This window comes from Enterococcus pernyi, from assembly GCF_045371165.1.
Classification (GTDB): Bacteria; Bacillota; Bacilli; order Lactobacillales; family Enterococcaceae; genus Enterococcus_B; species Enterococcus_B pernyi.
In genome coordinates this window covers 15,698-31,691 of record NZ_JBIQDM010000002.1, presented here as the reverse complement: position 1 = coordinate 31,691, position 15,994 = coordinate 15,698, and the positions used below count along the sequence as shown (strand labels likewise).

The window sequence follows — 15,994 nt, the reverse complement described above, 5'->3', positions numbered from 1 at the left end:
CTTTTAAGGAGGAACAAAAATGGCACACATTCATTTTGACTATTCAAAAGTTGCACCATTTGTCAATGAACATGAGTTAGGCTATATGCAGAGTCAAGTTACTGCTGCAGACAAATTATTACGAGAAGGAACTGGCGCAGGTAGCGATTTCCGAGGATGGATCGACCTACCTACGAACTACGACAAAGAAGAATTTGCTCGTATCAAAGCTGCTGCTAAGAAAATCCAATCTGATTCTGAAGTCCTTGTGGTCATCGGTATCGGTGGTTCTTATTTAGGTGCTCGTGCAGCAATCGATTTCTTACAACATACCTTCTACAACTTGTTGGGAAGCGACAAACGCCAAACACCACAAATTTTCTTCGCTGGAAACTCAATCAGCTCAACTTATCTTGCTGACTTGATCGAAGTGATCGGCGACCGTGACTTCTCAGTAAATGTCATTTCAAAATCAGGAACAACGACTGAGCCAGCCATTGCATTCCGTGTATTCAAAGAATTACTTGTTAAAAAATATGGTCAAGAAGAAGCAAACAAACGCATCTACGCTACAACAGACAAAGCAAAAGGGGCTGTTAAAGTAGAAGCAGACGCAGAAGGATGGGAAACATTTGTGATTCCTGATGACGTCGGTGGACGTTTCTCTGTATTGACAGCAGTTGGTTTGCTACCGATCGCCGCAAGCGGAGCAGATATCGATGCCTTGATGCAAGGTGCTGCCGATGCAAGCAAAGCTTATTCAAGCGACAAACTTGAAGAAAACGAAGCTTACCAATATGCAGCAATGCGTAATATTCTTTACCGTAAAGGCAAAGTTACTGAATTGTTGATCAACTACGAACCAGGAATGCAATACTTCTCTGAGTGGTGGAAACAATTATTCGGCGAATCAGAAGGTAAAGACCAAAAAGGAATCTACCCTTCAAGTGCAAACTTCTCAACAGACTTGCATTCACTTGGACAATACATCCAAGAAGGACGTCGCAATATCTTCGAAACAATCGTAAAAGTTGAAAAACCACGTAAATCAATTACAATTCCTGAACAAGCAGAAGACTTGGACGGACTTGGTTATTTACAAGGAAAAGAAATTGACTTTGTAAATACAAAAGCTTTTGAAGGTACATTATTAGCTCATACAGACGGCGATGTACCAAACCTATTAGTTAAAATCCCTACAATGGATGCTTACACATTAGGTTACACAATGTACTTCTTTGAAATTGCTGTCGGCATTTCAGGTTACTTGAATGGCATCAACCCATTCGACCAACCAGGAGTAGAAGCTTACAAGAAAAACATGTTTGCTTTACTAGGCAAACCAGGGTTTGAAGACCTTGCGAAAGAATTGAACGAACGCCTGTAAGATGGGGGTTAGAGAAGATTCTTAGTAATGAAAACGACTAAACATGTAGGTGCCATTTTATTTTAATGGTACTACATGCAGAAAAGACAGCCGATTATTGGCTGTCTTTTTTTTGATGTAAATTGGACCAGTTGACCAGATGCTTTTTATCTTGATTGTTTAAAAAATCATCTGATTTACTTACAGCACGTTCTTTGACAAGGAGAGAGAGGTGACCATATATCTGGGGGATAGATACTTCTTTGTAACTAAGTATAATTGGAGTGAGAAATATATTTATGGAGGTAGTATAGTTTGATCAAGGTTTATTGACAAATAAAGCCTACTAAATTTTTTTGTTAAAAAATTAAACTGCGTTTCCGTATGCATCAGTTATTGTGATCGTTCCTTCCTTAGAAACTCGATAAAAACCTACCGATCCTGATCCTCCTTGTTCAAGTATTGATTTACTTTGTGTATTGAATAGATAGTCTGATTCAATTATTTATAGAAAGTAACCACGATATCCTCATTTTGTAATTCAGGAGAATCACTGATAAGTACTTGCATTGCTCGTTCCTGAGAGGTTATTGCATTACCTACAAGGGGCGAAGAAGCAGCCGTTGATTCCGTTGTTACCTCAGATGATTGAGTAGAATTTATAGCTTCTTGAATTTGTGAAGGTTGAAATATTGATGAATTTTCTTGAAACGAACTCTTTTCATTTATTGAATTTAGTTCGATATTACTCGTTGAACTTATAGATTGGTTATCTGACTCTGTATTTTTTGAGGTAGTTGTCTCACAAGCAGCGAGTAAAAGAAGACTAGTTACCATACCAATAAAAACAATTTTTTTTATTATAATTTCTCCCATATATATTATTTATTTATCGTACACTTTATATATATATATTGTAAAAAGATAACGCATCCAAATTAGCGTGATAATAATAATTACTTACATTAAACTTGTTTTGACTAGAGATAGGTATCATAAACTCTAATGATGTTTTGCGAGAGTTATTATTTGTGTTCTTAGCTGATACGTGCTATATTAAACAAGTAATCTAATTTGAAACGTAATCTGAGCGATATATTCACACTATAAAAACTCCTTTTACCAAGTAATGTTAATTGCAATAAAACACGTATGATTTACGTAATAGGAGGAAATATATATGAATAACGGTACAGTAAAATGGTTTAACTCAGACAAAGGTTTTGGATTTATCACTGGTGAAGATGGACAAGATGTATTTGCACATTTTTCAGCCATCCAAGGTGAAGGCTTTAAGACTTTAGATGAAGGTCAAGCAGTTACTTATGATATTGAAGATGGTCAACGTGGACCACAAGCAGTAAATATCAATAAATAATTCAATAGACGACTTTGAACCATCTCCTTGTGAGATGGTTTTTTTGTTATTTGGAATAGATATGAAAATTTTGGAAACATTTGAAAAATCAAGTAAACTATTATTTAATAATCAGTAGGTAGAGATCGCAAGAATCAAATGCTTTTAAAGTAATTAGAAAAGAGGAAAAGTATATGGAATATGTCATTACAACCCAAGAACATTCTGATTGGCTTTCAGTAGCTAATTCTATCCGTCAATTTGAATGGAAAGCAGCAAAGTATATAGCAGAAAAAATGGAAAAACAAGAATTTACAGATTGGGAATCCGTGATTATTGCAAAAGATGGAAATCATGTTGTAGGATTTTGTACTCTTGTAAAAAAAGACATTATTGATACGAAGGACTACACGCCTAACATTGCCACTGTTTTTGTCGCGCCAGAATATCGAGGGAAGCATATCAGCCAAAAATTAGTTACAACAGGTGAAAATAAACTAAAGGAAATTGGTTTCGGCAGTGTATATATAACAACTCAACATGAAGGGGTATATGAAAAATGGGGATATCGGGAAATAACTAAGGAAAATGATCGGTTTGGACGATTGATGCGGGTATTAAAAAAAATTTGATGAATGAAAAATCCGAATGAATAGGAGCGGCTCATACTAAGCGATTAATCAGTTATTTGAATAAGTAAAACAAGTATGCAGACATATTTGTTCGTATTTATTGAACATTGGTTTGATGTTTTCATAAGCTCATTCTTAGTAAAAATCAAGGGAAATTCAATATGTTTTTCACAGATTATTTGTAAGATTAAGCGAATTCAAAAATACTGATAGGAGAATTTTTTCATGAAGAGAATTTTAGTAATTATTTTAGGTATAACAGTTTTATTAAGTGGGAGTATGTTTTGGAATAGTAGAGATGCGGCAGCAAAGGAGCAAGGTGGCACTTATCTTCTAGGCTGTACCATGAGAATAGAAGGAAAACAGTATAAATGGAGAGAAGCGTCATTTGGTGGTACGAACAGAGGGTATGAAATCAACCCAGGGAAATATCGCTACCAATTAAGTCCAAATCCACATAAAGATCCTTGGTATAATAAAAACCAAGTGAAGTTTTATAACCAAGGTGCTGATCAAATCGAAAAACAAGCAAATGAAGAGAAATGGCAGAGCAAGGGATGGCCTGATACTATCAAAAATATTACGATCCATGGTATTGAGTACAAATTGACAAAATAAAAATATTAATGGTACAAACTTATACTACTAGAATGATAAATCAAAAGAATAAGTGTAAATATTTGTATTCTTAGGTAATACATGGTATATTAAATAAGTAATCTAATTTGAAACGTAATCTGAGCGATATATTCACACTATAAAAACTCCTTTTACCAAGTAATGTTAATTGCAATAAAACACGTATGATTTACGTAATAGGAGGAAATATATATGAATAACGGTACAGTAAAATGGTTTAACTCAGACAAAGGTTTTGGATTTATCACTGGTGAAGATGGACAAGATGTATTTGCACATTTTTCAGCCATCCAAGGTGAAGGCTTTAAGACTTTAGATGAAGGTCAAGCAGTTACTTATGATATTGAAGATGGTCAACGTGGACCACAAGCAGTAAATATCAATAAATAATTCAATAGACGACTTTGAACCATCTCCTTGTGAGATGGTTTTTTTGTCTTTTTATCAAATAATAAGATTTGGAAAGAGAGTTAAATAAAGCTAATTTATGATATATACTAAATCATGTAAAAGGGTATACTTAGGCTTATTGAGATTTAAAATTTAAAACAGTATGTACATAAAAAGGAAAATGTATTGTAAGATTTTTAAAACTAGAACAGAAAGCATCAACGGAATGAAGATACACCAAAACAACGGCAGTTACGCCGCATCAATGTGTTGGTAAAATAATGTCAGCAAGTGATCTGTACTATTGATGCGTATGTTAGATAACGCTAGTCAATAAAATATATATAAGGTAAGCTGGAGACAAAGCTAACTCTAAATATTCTTTCTTCTCCTAAAACCGAGTGAACAGTGTAAGTAGAAAAGATTATTTGAAAATAAAAAGTTATCTGTAAAAAATACAAATAATATTTTTACAGATAACTTTTTTCTTTTTTATTTGAATAGACAACAAACTCATAATGAGAAGGTGTTATAAATAATAGCGCTTTCTTTTTAGCGGTTATAAAAATTTATTTACCACGTTAATCATTTCTTTGGATAGGTTATAGATATCCATTGGTTCGGATAGCTCATAAATCGTCTTATTATCATCGTTCAATTCGATTTTCATACCAGATGAATTAAAACGAACACGTAAAATCCATTTTCTAATATTGTCGTCTAATAGGATATTAAAATAGCTTCTATTATCTCTATAAAATAGTCGGTTTAATGGAATGGTATCTTTTAAGACAACTTTGCAAATGGTATAAGCTTCTAGCTCTTCTGGAGTAGTAATAACTTCACTGTCACTTTCATCTGTTGTGTCTGATTGAGATTTAGCTTCATTTTCATCTGTAATAACTGATGTTTTCAATGCTGCACTTAATTTGTCATTTACTTTTTCAGCAATAAATTGATTCATTCCTTTTTTTATGATAGGTTTAAATTTTTCTATTGTCTGTTTTGTTTTCATCCCCTCATAAATTTCGCCTAATAGATACTTAACGAAGTTATCGGAAGGCTCATTTAATTCAGAAGTAAGATAAGATTTTAATGAACTGAGATACTTTAATTCTGCCGCAGAGCTTGTGATTTTATCAACGTCAAAATTATCTTTATGAAATTTTGCTAATTCAGGAATCTGGTTATCTTTAATTTTTGTGATATTTATAGTTAAAAAAGGTGTCAAATCCATCTTATTAGGCTCGTCTAAATCAGTAAAAAATTTATATTCTTCGCCATTTGTTAATATTCCAAACTTAGATGTTGTTGTTCCAAAATATCTGAACAATTGAGAATCATGTTTCGTTAGCTGTTGATTGATTGACTTTGCTTCGATTAATATAGTGGGTTTTCCATCTAAGACAATAGCATAGTCAACTTTTTCTCCCTTTTTTATGCCAACATCTGCTGTAAATTCTGGTACAAACTCTGTGGGGTTAAATAAGTCATAGCCCAAAGTTGCAAAGAACGGCATGATCAAAGATGTTTTGGTTGCCTCCTCTGTACCAATACTATCTTTTAGCTCAATAACTCTTTTACCTAACTGTTTTAAATTATCTTGAAACTTTTCCAATTCCATAATAGCCCTCCTGATAGTTTCTTACTCCCATTTAACGGCAGGTAGTAGTAGTCGCCAAATCTATATTATCGAGGACTTACCCCACTAAGTCCTAAATAAACATAATAGTACACTCATTAAATCAAAAACCGATAACAACTCTCTGGAAGACCATAAAGTCTTGTCAGTTCTTCCACTTCTCTTGGGTAGGTTTCCGTATCTTCTTTGTACAAGGAAACGATCAAGTTCGAAGCAAAGCAGTTAGCTTCGCTTTCAGACTTGCTTCTTGAATTTCTAGAGGATACATAGTAACTAGATATTTCTCGATGGAACAAAGCGTGTCCAAGTTCATGGGCACAAATGTAAAAACGTTCTTCTGATTCTTTCAGTGAGTTGTTCAATAAAATAATAGGGGAGCCTAATAGTTCTTGAAACTGTCCTTTTGGATTATCGAGAAAAGAAACATATCTGATTTCTATTCCTAATTTTTCAGCAATCACAAAAGGATTGGCGGTATCATAGGTACGCTTCAGTTCGCTTACTAGTTTGATAATATCCATCTCCATATATGCTCACTTCTCTTTGCCACGTTTTCGAAATTCCCAGAAAAGCCCCGTCAATACATCTTTCACACGTTGCTTTTCTTGTTCTGTCAATGTTTCTCCACCATACGCCATATTGACATTTGAATTGAGCATTTTGTCTAACTCAAATAAATCATCTTTATTTGCCCATTTTGGCGCTTGGTTGCTGCCCAATAAGAAATCAGTTGTTACCCCAAAATAATCCGCTACTTTTTTTAAATTTTCCGACTTGGGTGAAACACGATCCCATCTTCGGATCTGGCCATTAGAGATTCCTACGGCACGTTCGACTTCAGCAAAGGTTACTTTTTTTTCTTCTGCTAATTGTTTGATTCGCGCAACTAGTGTCATAAGGAACCACCTTTCTTGATATTTAAATAGCATAAAAGTCATTATGGTTGACAATTAGCTTTTAAGCTATTATAGTTTGCTTATACACTGATTCAATTGTTCGAAAAGTTAAGAATACAGTTACTTAAAAGTTCTTTCAATAGAGCATGCTTAAGATAAAGCGTATTCTTATGATTTCTATTGACTTTATAATAGCTTAAAAGTTATTTTGTGTCAAAGATGATGAACATTGAATTGTAATCAAATTGAAGTAGTCTGTCGGAATAGGTAAGATCAAACAAAGGTTAGGTATTCCAGAAAGTGGAGGGTGAGCAAAATGATTGTAGAGAATGATGTGGTATTGAATGAGTTTAGAAATCTTGTAAGTAATGTGTACATTCAAATTTTTGTATTGATTCTGTGTCTTGATTTTATTAGTGGTATCTGTCTGCAAACAGGAAAAAAGAAACGATTCAAACGTTCTGTGGTAAAAGATGTAATCAAATATTTGTTGATTTTACTTATTGTTTTGATTGCTTATCCCTATCTCAAAATTACAGGTTTTGAAGCAATTGGTATTGCTTTGGTTTTTTCGTATTGTGCGATCTATGGTTTGTCCGTTATTGAAAATCTAAGGAAACTAGGAATACCTGTACCTGATTTTGTTAAAGTACGTTTGAAAAAATGGCGTGATTTCTCAGAGGAGCAGGGGAAGTACAAAAAATGATCGATAGGATTTTCTTAAAAGTGCTGCTAGGATACTCTTCTTATTTGGAGCAAACAAAAAAGACGTTTCTATGGCTCGTTTAGCCAAAAACGTCTTTTAATTCTCTATAGAATTATCAGCTGACATGAAAAGGGAACACTCCTTAGTTAGATTCGTGTAGCGCTTTTACTGCTTGCTCAATGGTGATCCCATAAGCGATGTGTTGTTCGTTCATTGCATCGATTGCCATGAAGCGATTCGTTGAGCTATCAAATGCTACACGATAGCTGATGCTTGTTTTTGTGAATGTCATAGATATTTCTCCTTTCATCGGTATTTGTGTATTCATGAAATTTTTCATAAAACTTCCGAATACACCTTAAGTTTAGCACCATTCTAATATTTGGGCAATCAATGTGCTATAAGATAGCTGTTGCTAGTTTACTTGAAATTAATTCTCTGAGATTCCCATCAATAATCTAATCATTAATAAAATAAATATACCAGTTTGAATGTAGACCATCTTTATTCACCTCTTTAAGATTAATGTATCTCTTTTTTGGTTTGGACTCACGAACAGTGGGGGATAATGTTCAAACAAAATTGTCATATTTTGGGTTGAAATGACTGAAATAATAGCAAAACAGGCATCAAAATAGTGAAAGTTGAAAGCGTCGAGCAAACACTTGCTTTGAGATATTTCGCAAACTTCATTATAATAAAAGAAAGGGGGCGAATCGCTATGCAAAAAAGAAAAAATTCTGGTAAACTAAGCATTTTTCTAGCAGTTATATCTGCTATCCCTGCTGTTTTAGCAGTCGTTCGAGCTATTAAGGAATCAAAGCAAAGATAAACTAAAAAAAACGTGTTGCTTACTTATCCGGTGGGATAGTGAGCAACACGTTTTTATATTAACCAACACCAAGAACAAAGTTTAATAACTTGTCAGAGTAAGTAATTTCTCCTTCAGAATCTTTGATCGTATCATTCAACGCTTGCATATCATCTGTAATGATACCATCTACACCATAAAACATCATCCGGCTCATATCGTCTGACTCATTGGGTGTCCATACATAGACTTTTTTGCCATCCTGATGAGCAGAATCAATGAAATTACGATTGATCGTACTGTACTCCATGGTCAAGAAGTCGGCAGGTGTTACTGGAGGGCCAACTAGATTAAAAGGCAAAATGTAGCCAACGTAAAAATTAGGGTTTTCCGCTTTTAAATCTGACACTGTTTGATAAGTCAAACTTTGTAAAATATGTCCATGTGTTAAAATAGTTTCTTCGTATTTTTTAACAAAATTTTTAACTAAATCATCCGAGTCTTTTCGAGTCGTTTTGATTTCGATCAATAATTTTTGGTTCAGTTCATTTGCTCGGTTTAAATACGTATCGAATGAAACCAATGGCTCTTTGGCACCATTTTCAGTCACAGTCAATTTTTCCAGTTCTGCTAAAGTTAGGTCTTGCGGTGCTTTATTGACTCCAGTCAAATTTCTTAAATTGAAATCATGCATGACCACGAATTGACCATCTTTGGTTTCTTGGATGTCCATTTCTACATAATCTGGATGATAATCTTTGCTCGTCTTTTCTAGTGCAGCAATCGTATTTTGTGCGCTGTTTCCTAAGCTAACGCCACGATGGGAAATCGTTAGAGGTTTTGTTTCAGAAGCAGATGTCAGGTAATTCATATTGTAAATACAAACACCGACACCGAAGAAAACAGCAAATAAAGTAAACGCAGTATTTTTTAAAGCTGTGTGTTTTTTGGGCACTTCTTGTGAAGAGAACCAGCTGGGAATATCTGGTAAGAAACCTTCATCATCCATAAAGTCTACAATGACGTAAAAAATTCCGACGGTAGACATCACAATATTGAACAAAAGAACGCCTTGTAAGAGTGTCATGGCAAAAACAGCACTAATCAATGAGTAATCGGAGAAATATTCCTCAACAAAGATCTGACCTGACAAGATCGCCAAGTAACTGATTGTTGAAATCAATAAAATCGTACCACTGATCACTAAAAATTGACCTGAAATCGCAAAAAAACGTGCTTTGGTCAAACGCCAACTCTCACGGATCGCTTCACGAAAAGGGCGATCTCTTAAAATCATTTCAGGTAATGCAAAGATTAAACGAATCCCGATATAACCGAGGAAGACATAGACAAGTAGAAAAGAACTTACGATGATCCAGCGGTTAGTGAAAATAAAATCCATAATAAATGCAGGAATTTTTATTTTAGAAAGTAAGTCCGAATTAAAACTTAATCCACTGATCGGTAAAATCAAAAAAAAGTAAGCTAAGAAAAATAAAAAAATCATCGGACGAACTTTTTTTATTTGTCGGATGGTCAACTGCAATAATTGCTTTAATGAAATTGGTTCTTGTTTTTTGATGAAATAAACACTCATTAGCAAAAAAGTAAACTCAAAATAGACTAAGAGCAAAATCAACAATAAGACAGCGATCAAGGAGAAGAAAACTCCTGGATGTTGCGAAATCAGTGTGGGGATATTATCCGTTGAAAGATAATCGATCGACCCACGTTGTAAAATCAAGCGTGTCATACTACCAAGCAAAGGCAAACAAATAAACAAAATAAACCCATGCATCAGAACTACATCACGAAAATAAGCTTGTGTTCCTTTCAGGAAGTCCCAAGCATTTCCTAAACTTCGTTTTAAATAAACGATCATTATTATCACCTACTCCTAACATTATAGCGCAAAAAACATAAAAAAGGAGTACTGCAGGAATCTTTCATTGCAGTACTCACAGTGTATCTATTAAGAAATCATCCTAACAAGCCAGTCAGGAAGTTACCACCATAAATCAATGCCATGCTGTACAAAAAGATCGATAAGGGTTTAGCAATCAAAATAATCAACGTGTATTTTTTGACTGAGATATTTGTCAAGCCAGCCATTAAACACAAGGCATCGTCTGGTGCTACTGGTAAGAAGATCGCTAGCGCGAAAAGCTTTTCAAAACGACTTTGGTTTTCTAACCAACCAATATATTTGTCATATGTTTTATCACTAATCATCGACAGGATAAATGGTTTTCCATATTTTCTACCTAATAGGAAAATAATGATCGAACCGATACAAATACCAACATAATTATAGATAAAGCCAGCGTAAGGACCAAAAATCAGGACACCTGCTGCGGTGCTGATCCCTCCAGGAATGATCGGTATAACGACTTGCAGTATTTGGATCAAGATAAAGATTATCGGTCCTAAAATAATTGAATCACCTACAAGACCTCTTAATGCGTTCAAATCTTTAAAGACGCCTAGATTAATAAAATAAATCGTGAGTGCAATTGAAAAACCAATACCGATGATCGATATAATATTCATTAATTTACGTGATACTGCAACGTTCATCCCTAGTCAACTCCTTCGAGGTTTTCATCTGATAATTGTATTTTACCTGAAAAGCGCCACTGCGCGCCACTATTTCAAGTGAGAAACAACAAACAATTTTGTAAGTTCAAACCAAGTATAGAGGATGGAACAAAATAAAACATCCATCTAGAGTCTTATTTACTTAATTTTATGATCTATAAAAGGATCATGGCTATTTCACATTTAAATCCGGCGAAAAATCTTGATGTTCAAAATTGGCGAATCATACATGATTTCCACATCATCGATCAGATTCCCAAGTAATCGATAGGATTCTTGGCCATGAGAAGGGGTACCTAGCAACTCGTGGTAATAGATCTCCATACTAGGATCTCTAGGTGTATTCAACAGTGAGGCCAATGTATTCAAATCTTTTGGCGGATTTTTCGTTGTTCCTTGAAATTCGATATACAGTCCTTCATCTGTATATTCTAAGCCAATACGAATCTCATTGATCTCGTGTTCGTAAAAATACGTGAGAAATTCATCAATGATCCTCTTTGATAGTTCTTTTTCCATTTCCATGTGCGTTCTTTCCCTTCCCGGTAAACGTAAAATTTTCTAGGATAGGCACTAGTATACCAGCAATAAATCCCGTTGAAAACCCACTATTATATAGATTCAATCCTCCGTGTAATGTGCTGAGATTATGGACAAGAGTAATATGTAAAAAGCCTGCAATCACTCCATAAACGCCGCCATAAAATCCACTGATCGGGGCAAGCCCTGTACCGAAAATCGCAGCTACGAGCATGGTTGTTTCGGTCATATCATGCATCGTCCCTAATATTGAGGCAATGTAGATACCAATCAAAATCGGAAAACAATTTTTAACATGACTTCCAAATGAGCTGAAACCAGCCACTGAGATGATTCCTCCCACCACAGGTCCATTTAGCACACCACCGATCAGCAAGACGTAAGACATCAATAACAAGCCAACAAAGCCCATATTGATCAAGGTGGCGCCGATACCTGATGTGCCGATGAAATCTGTTGTAAGTTTTCCAGAAGACTCAAAGATTTCACGTAATCCTTTCAATTTGAAGGCATTAAAGAAGAAGCCACAAACAGCGGTTGATAAAAAGAATAAAAAAATGATCCAAGTCAATTCATGGTGGTAATCAGTCGAAAGAATCGAATGTACTTCGATCGAATAACTAAATTGTCGAAGGATACCTGTCACCAACATAGCAATCAACCCTGAAGTAAAACCAATATTATAAAGTGTAAAACCACGATGAAAGGTCAGAGTCTGAACAGCTAGGATCGGCAATAAAAAGCCAACGATCAAACCGGCTAAATTACCCAGGAAAGCACCTTGAAGGATTGGTAAACCCATCCCGAATGTAATATAGCTGACAACAGGGGAGAGTGCACTACCAAATAAGCCAATCATTACATATTGAGAAAATGGTTTGTGCATAAAATAGGCATATAAATAAACACCGAGGATAATGGAGATGGAATTGTATAGATTTTTCCCAAAGAATGAAAAACCCGAGACAGTCAATATGGAAGCAAACATTGCACCATTCAACATGACTTTATGGCGATAGGCGAGTAACACAGAAGAGAGTGTAAGTAAGCCTACATTCATAAATGCGCTTCCAAATCCACCTAAAGCAATATAGTCGGTCAAAAGATTACTGGGGGAGGTCATGATGACCATTAATCCCACGAGGTTATTTGATAAAGAATCGCTAAGCAATCCAATAATCAAAAAAAACACGCCTGTAAAAATAAGGTAAAAATAGTTTTTCCTTTGAGAAATGATTCTTTTTTTAGGATGAATATAAATAACGTCACTTTTATTCTTCATTACACACCTTCTTTTCCTTTTTATTTAACTATAACTTGAAAGAAAACTTTAGGTCAACTTAAATTCAACACAAAATAAAAAATTGTAAGGGGAAACAAATTACACAAAAAAATATTTAGAAAATTGAGAAAATCAATAAAAAAACACATATATGCTTTAAAATATAACAATTTAGGTATATTATTTGCAAAAATTGATCAATATCGGTTAAAATAAAAGAACAGAGACTGTAGCATGGAGTGGGGGAGTTTATTATGAGAAGAAAAGTCTATACGAAGGATCAAATTCTGAAAGCTGCATATGAAGTTGTTGCTAAAGAAGGATTTAAAGGTTTCACTGCACGAAATATCGCGAAGAAGATGGGGATATCTACCCAACCGATTTACTTAGAGTTCAAAAATATGGAAGATTTAAAAAATACGCTATTAGATGTCATCTTCCAACAGTTAGAAGAAGAAGTGTTTCCTGTAGAGCGTACAGGCGATAAAATCATTGATTTAGGATTGAATTATATTTATTTCGCTAAGAAAAACCATAGCCTTTATATGGCTTTATATATCGATGAGCATGGAAATGGTCAAAAGATGCATGATTTTTCTTATAATTATTTCCGTAAGTTATTAAAAGAGGACGCCCGCTATAAAGATTTATCGGAAGAGTATATTGATGCGCTTCATACTGGTACTTGGGTAACCATCACTGGTATTGCTTCATTGATGTCTTCTAGTATTATGCATCCGACTGAAGAGCAAATCATTTCGATCATCAAAACGACGGTCGATTCTGTACTTGCAATTGAAAATCCAGAAAAAATACGCTAATTACAACAGCATGAGGTCGAGACAGAAGTGTTTAGCCTCTAGAAATAAGACGCCATCTACGAAAAATGTTCTTCAAATTTTTGTGGATGGCGCCTTATTTTTTCGAAGAGGTTACTTCTACTGTTAACGCCGTTTATTCGTTTTTTGGTGGTGCGAGAAGACGAATGTCCGTAAGCTATTTTATTCCAATCCTGTAATTTGAAAAGTGTTTTCGGATTTAAACATAACAGTTATGGTATTTAAATGACCAGTTTACAAAACAAATAAGATGAACTGGAGTGCATAATACCTCTTGACATTTGCAGAAAAAAGATTAAAAATAGTAGGCATGGAAGGTTGGCAGAGTGGTAATGCACCGGACTCGAAATCCGGCGAGCCGCAGAAATGTGGTGCACGGGTTCAAATCCCGTACCTTCCTTATATACCAACGGTTAGAAACGATTTAGGTCGTGTCTTTTTTGTTGTATTTTTATCTTAAATTATTCTTTGACTCCCCTTTTGGTACTCCTTTTATAATTTTACATACTCATCTCATGTGATTTGTAAATTTACAAACACGGTCTATTTTATGTATAAAGAAAGATCTCTGTAAAAAGAAAGAAACAACAAGGGACAGCCTAGCTATCCCTTGAAAGTCAACCGTTATGGCAGTCTTTGCAACAGTAGCGACATCCATCGAAACTTTTGGATGTGTGGGATGTGCATGCTTTATGTAGGGCTTCTTCACATGTAGAAAATACGCCAATAAAAAGTACATCCTCTGGACAATGCGTACATGAGATCACGTGGACTTCGTGATTTCCTCGCGCATCTGTTTTTTTGTTAAAATAATAAATTGCCATCTATATCTACCATCCTGATTTATTTCAACGTCTTGCTCGTTGATACTTAAATTATACGGGAAGGTTGAGTGAACATGAGGATTATTTTTTCGCTATGATGGAAGAGGTTGTTTTAAAATACTCTTGCAATAAAAAGGACGTAAAAAAAATTCTTATAAAAGTAGTGATTGCTAATTTTGATTTTTTTTTGATTGAATCTCAAGTTCTTGCTCTTTGTTCCTCGTAATGGGGCAATCATTAGCTTCCTATCCTGAGCAATAAAAAATTTTATTTACAAGAAGATAAGCGCAAAAATCTAAACGACGGTGTAGTCTTTTTTGGTTTGTGCGCTTGTTTTCTTGTATTCAAGTAATCTGTTCTCTTTTTTAGATAGATTTTCTATTTATCTGAAATCAACTAATATAGCCATGATTTTTTAAGGATTTTTGATGTTCGCAAGGTGTTCCAACGATTGTAAAAGGAGTTATTTTAGTTGTCATCGTTTGGCCATTCCATTCATAGGCGTAATTTCTACCGCTCCAATTCGTGTCGCAAGCGAAGCAGTGGTATTCTACCTCTATTCTTCCAGTTGCGTCTTCTGCTTGAATCCAGCCGATAGACTGAGCGGTGCCGTTCGTGATATTCGCTTGATTTAAATCCCAATCATAAGGATCTGAGCTAAAGGCGCTCAATGGTGTAGCAGGTGTATTTAATGCCTTTTCCAAAATTGAATCTGGGGTTTGTCCTTGTGTAGGTGTTTGATTTACCAGCTGTTGATCATTTGGGCTTGTTGTTTCTGTTGTGGTTAATGAACGTTCGGTACTTTTTGCCTGTGAAGTATTTGTGGCTTCTTGAATTGTCGTGTTTTGGATTTCTGGTGCAAATAACGGGAATAGCATGATACCTAATATAAATGCCCCAATAATAGTTGTTACCCCTAACAATATCCCTAATAGTACTTTTCCGTTTTTCATGTTCATCCTTCCTAACTTTAAAATAAAATATGTTCTTAAATTGAGCATCTCCGAAATTCGTTTTTTCGTCAAGTGATTTGATAGCAGGTTACAGTTATTGTATATTGAATTTTATTTATTGAAATTTACCTACTCTGTATAGTGAAGCAGGTAGTACAAAGAGATACTTAGTTATTTTCAAATGTAATAAGAGGCAAATAAAAAGTTTTTTTAATATTGTGCCGAGTAGTTCTCGTTTCTACCAAACAGAATAACTGACTTTTTTTCTCGCATGATGATTTTCTTACATGCCGACGTAAAAGACAGTGATGGATAAAAGGTATCCTATCAAAGCGCAAGTAAAGAAGATTTTAGATTGAAATAAAAAATGAAATCGCTTGTTATTTTGAAGATATACGTCTACAAAAATCTCCCTATTTATGAATAACATGAAATATTTGTAAACTATAGGAGAATCCAGTAGCTTCCTAGGATAAAACATGTTAAATTAATTGTTGAGTCTACTTTTTTTAAAGATAGAGATTTTTCATTTTATTTGTT

General features: G+C 34.6%; 17 protein-coding genes and 1 tRNA gene. 8 read left to right on the top strand and 10 right to left on the bottom strand.

Annotated features, from left to right (window positions below; genetic code table 11):
* Window positions 1-19: 19 nt before the first annotated feature.
* The gene (locus ACH0AK_RS02735) at window positions 20-1,366 is read left to right on the top strand and encodes a glucose-6-phosphate isomerase (RefSeq protein ID WP_019722952.1); all 1,347 of its coding nucleotides are present in this window, start codon (window positions 20-22) and stop codon (window positions 1,364-1,366) included.
* A 480-nt stretch (window positions 1,367-1,846) separates the two neighbouring features.
* Here the strand turns inward: ACH0AK_RS02735 and ACH0AK_RS02730 are convergent, their stop codons facing one another.
* Window positions 1,847-2,221, bottom strand: coding sequence for a hypothetical protein (locus ACH0AK_RS02730; protein WP_023519902.1), 375 nt, complete (start codon window positions 2,219-2,221; stop codon window positions 1,847-1,849).
* Window positions 2,222-2,525: 304 nt separating this feature from the next.
* On the opposite strand from ACH0AK_RS02730, the gene ACH0AK_RS02725 reads away from it, so the two are divergent.
* The 4 genes from ACH0AK_RS02725 to ACH0AK_RS02710 all read left to right on the top strand — a co-directional run bounded on the left by ACH0AK_RS02725 (window position 2,526) and on the right by ACH0AK_RS02710 (window position 4,363).
* On the top strand, window positions 2,526-2,723 hold the full coding sequence (locus ACH0AK_RS02725) for a cold-shock protein (RefSeq protein WP_010735111.1): 198 nt from the start codon (window positions 2,526-2,528) through the stop codon (window positions 2,721-2,723).
* Between the two features lie 173 nt (window positions 2,724-2,896).
* The gene (locus ACH0AK_RS02720; protein ID WP_499796718.1) at window positions 2,897-3,334 is read left to right on the top strand and encodes a GNAT family N-acetyltransferase; all 438 of its coding nucleotides are present in this window, start codon (window positions 2,897-2,899) and stop codon (window positions 3,332-3,334) included.
* A gap of 225 nt (window positions 3,335-3,559) precedes the next feature.
* The gene (locus ACH0AK_RS02715; protein WP_062805015.1) at window positions 3,560-3,952 is read left to right on the top strand and encodes a hypothetical protein; all 393 of its coding nucleotides are present in this window, start codon (window positions 3,560-3,562) and stop codon (window positions 3,950-3,952) included.
* 213 nt (window positions 3,953-4,165) lie between these two features.
* On the top strand, window positions 4,166-4,363 hold the full coding sequence (locus ACH0AK_RS02710; protein WP_010735111.1) for a cold-shock protein: 198 nt from the start codon (window positions 4,166-4,168) through the stop codon (window positions 4,361-4,363).
* A gap of 559 nt (window positions 4,364-4,922) precedes the next feature.
* On the opposite strand, the gene ACH0AK_RS02705 is transcribed toward ACH0AK_RS02710, so the two are convergent.
* The 3 genes from ACH0AK_RS02705 to ACH0AK_RS02695 all read right to left on the bottom strand — a co-directional run bounded on the left by ACH0AK_RS02705 (window position 4,923) and on the right by ACH0AK_RS02695 (window position 6,901).
* Window positions 4,923-5,987: a type I restriction endonuclease gene (locus ACH0AK_RS02705; RefSeq protein WP_010735114.1), complete on the bottom strand. Its 1,065-nt coding sequence runs from the start codon at window positions 5,985-5,987 to the stop codon at window positions 4,923-4,925.
* Window positions 5,988-6,103: 116 nt separating this feature from the next.
* The gene (locus ACH0AK_RS02700; protein WP_019722947.1) at window positions 6,104-6,532 is read right to left on the bottom strand and encodes an ImmA/IrrE family metallo-endopeptidase; all 429 of its coding nucleotides are present in this window, start codon (window positions 6,530-6,532) and stop codon (window positions 6,104-6,106) included.
* 6 nt (window positions 6,533-6,538) lie between these two features.
* Window positions 6,539-6,901: a helix-turn-helix domain-containing protein gene (locus ACH0AK_RS02695; protein ID WP_010735116.1), complete on the bottom strand. Its 363-nt coding sequence runs from the start codon at window positions 6,899-6,901 to the stop codon at window positions 6,539-6,541.
* A 316-nt stretch (window positions 6,902-7,217) separates the two neighbouring features.
* On the opposite strand from ACH0AK_RS02695, the gene ACH0AK_RS02690 reads away from it, so the two are divergent.
* Window positions 7,218-7,607, top strand: coding sequence for a phage holin family protein (locus ACH0AK_RS02690; RefSeq protein ID WP_023519900.1), 390 nt, complete (start codon window positions 7,218-7,220; stop codon window positions 7,605-7,607).
* 142 nt (window positions 7,608-7,749) lie between these two features.
* On the opposite strand, the gene ACH0AK_RS02685 is transcribed toward ACH0AK_RS02690, so the two are convergent.
* From ACH0AK_RS02685 to ACH0AK_RS02665, 5 genes are all read right to left on the bottom strand, one after another.
* Window positions 7,750-7,899, bottom strand: coding sequence for a hypothetical protein (locus ACH0AK_RS02685; protein ID WP_010735118.1), 150 nt, complete (start codon window positions 7,897-7,899; stop codon window positions 7,750-7,752).
* Window positions 7,900-8,497: 598 nt separating this feature from the next.
* On the bottom strand, window positions 8,498-10,297 hold the full coding sequence (locus ACH0AK_RS02680; RefSeq protein WP_175401364.1) for a glycerophosphoryl diester phosphodiesterase membrane domain-containing protein: 1,800 nt from the start codon (window positions 10,295-10,297) through the stop codon (window positions 8,498-8,500).
* Between the two features lie 101 nt (window positions 10,298-10,398).
* Entirely contained in the window at window positions 10,399-10,995 is a 597-nt protein-coding gene (locus tag ACH0AK_RS02675; RefSeq protein ID WP_010735121.1) for a TVP38/TMEM64 family protein, read from the bottom strand.
* A gap of 204 nt (window positions 10,996-11,199) precedes the next feature.
* Window positions 11,200-11,535 (bottom strand): hypothetical protein, encoded by a 336-nt coding sequence (locus tag ACH0AK_RS02670; protein WP_023519896.1) that lies wholly within the window; start codon window positions 11,533-11,535, stop codon window positions 11,200-11,202.
* On the bottom strand, window positions 11,504-12,838 hold the full coding sequence (locus ACH0AK_RS02665; protein ID WP_194179989.1) for a DUF1576 domain-containing protein: 1,335 nt from the start codon (window positions 12,836-12,838) through the stop codon (window positions 11,504-11,506). Before ACH0AK_RS02665 ends, ACH0AK_RS02670 begins: the two co-directional genes overlap by 32 nt.
* Window positions 12,839-13,092: 254 nt before the next feature.
* Between ACH0AK_RS02665 and ACH0AK_RS02660 the strand changes: the two genes are divergently transcribed.
* Window positions 13,093-13,659 carry a TetR/AcrR family transcriptional regulator gene (locus ACH0AK_RS02660; protein WP_023519894.1) on the top strand — a complete coding sequence of 189 codons (567 nt, stop codon included), beginning with the start codon at window positions 13,093-13,095 and terminating at the stop codon, window positions 13,657-13,659.
* Window positions 13,660-13,989: 330 nt separating this feature from the next.
* Window positions 13,990-14,077, top strand: a tRNA-Ser gene (locus tag ACH0AK_RS02655).
* Window positions 14,078-14,893: 816 nt separating this feature from the next.
* Here the strand turns inward: ACH0AK_RS02655 and ACH0AK_RS02650 are convergent.
* Window positions 14,894-15,454: a hypothetical protein gene (locus tag ACH0AK_RS02650; RefSeq protein ID WP_226075384.1), complete on the bottom strand. Its 561-nt coding sequence runs from the start codon at window positions 15,452-15,454 to the stop codon at window positions 14,894-14,896.
* Between the last annotated feature and the right edge of the window lie 540 nt (window positions 15,455-15,994).

Coding starts and splice junctions, on each gene's coding strand:
- ACH0AK_RS02735 (WP_019722952.1), top strand. CDS start 20: ATGGCACACATTCATTTTGACTATTCAAAAGTTGCACCATTTGTCAAT.
- ACH0AK_RS02730 (WP_023519902.1), bottom strand. CDS start 2,221: ATGGGAGAAATTATAATAAAAAAAATTGTTTTTATTGGTATGGTAACT.
- ACH0AK_RS02725 (WP_010735111.1), top strand. CDS start 2,526: ATGAATAACGGTACAGTAAAATGGTTTAACTCAGACAAAGGTTTTGGA.
- ACH0AK_RS02720 (WP_499796718.1), top strand. CDS start 2,897: ATGGAATATGTCATTACAACCCAAGAACATTCTGATTGGCTTTCAGTA.
- ACH0AK_RS02715 (WP_062805015.1), top strand. CDS start 3,560: ATGAAGAGAATTTTAGTAATTATTTTAGGTATAACAGTTTTATTAAGT.
- ACH0AK_RS02710 (WP_010735111.1), top strand. CDS start 4,166: ATGAATAACGGTACAGTAAAATGGTTTAACTCAGACAAAGGTTTTGGA.
- ACH0AK_RS02705 (WP_010735114.1), bottom strand. CDS start 5,987: ATGGAATTGGAAAAGTTTCAAGATAATTTAAAACAGTTAGGTAAAAGA.
- ACH0AK_RS02700 (WP_019722947.1), bottom strand. CDS start 6,532: ATGGAGATGGATATTATCAAACTAGTAAGCGAACTGAAGCGTACCTAT.
- ACH0AK_RS02695 (WP_010735116.1), bottom strand. CDS start 6,901: ATGACACTAGTTGCGCGAATCAAACAATTAGCAGAAGAAAAAAAAGTA.
- ACH0AK_RS02690 (WP_023519900.1), top strand. CDS start 7,218: ATGATTGTAGAGAATGATGTGGTATTGAATGAGTTTAGAAATCTTGTA.
- ACH0AK_RS02685 (WP_010735118.1), bottom strand. CDS start 7,899: ATGACATTCACAAAAACAAGCATCAGCTATCGTGTAGCATTTGATAGC.
- ACH0AK_RS02675 (WP_010735121.1), bottom strand. CDS start 10,995: ATGAACGTTGCAGTATCACGTAAATTAATGAATATTATATCGATCATC.
- ACH0AK_RS02670 (WP_023519896.1), bottom strand. CDS start 11,535: ATGGAAAAAGAACTATCAAAGAGGATCATTGATGAATTTCTCACGTAT.
- ACH0AK_RS02665 (WP_194179989.1), bottom strand. CDS start 12,838: ATGAAGAATAAAAGTGACGTTATTTATATTCATCCTAAAAAAAGAATC.
- ACH0AK_RS02660 (WP_023519894.1), top strand. CDS start 13,093: ATGAGAAGAAAAGTCTATACGAAGGATCAAATTCTGAAAGCTGCATAT.
- ACH0AK_RS02650 (WP_226075384.1), bottom strand. CDS start 15,454: ATGAAAAACGGAAAAGTACTATTAGGGATATTGTTAGGGGTAACAACT.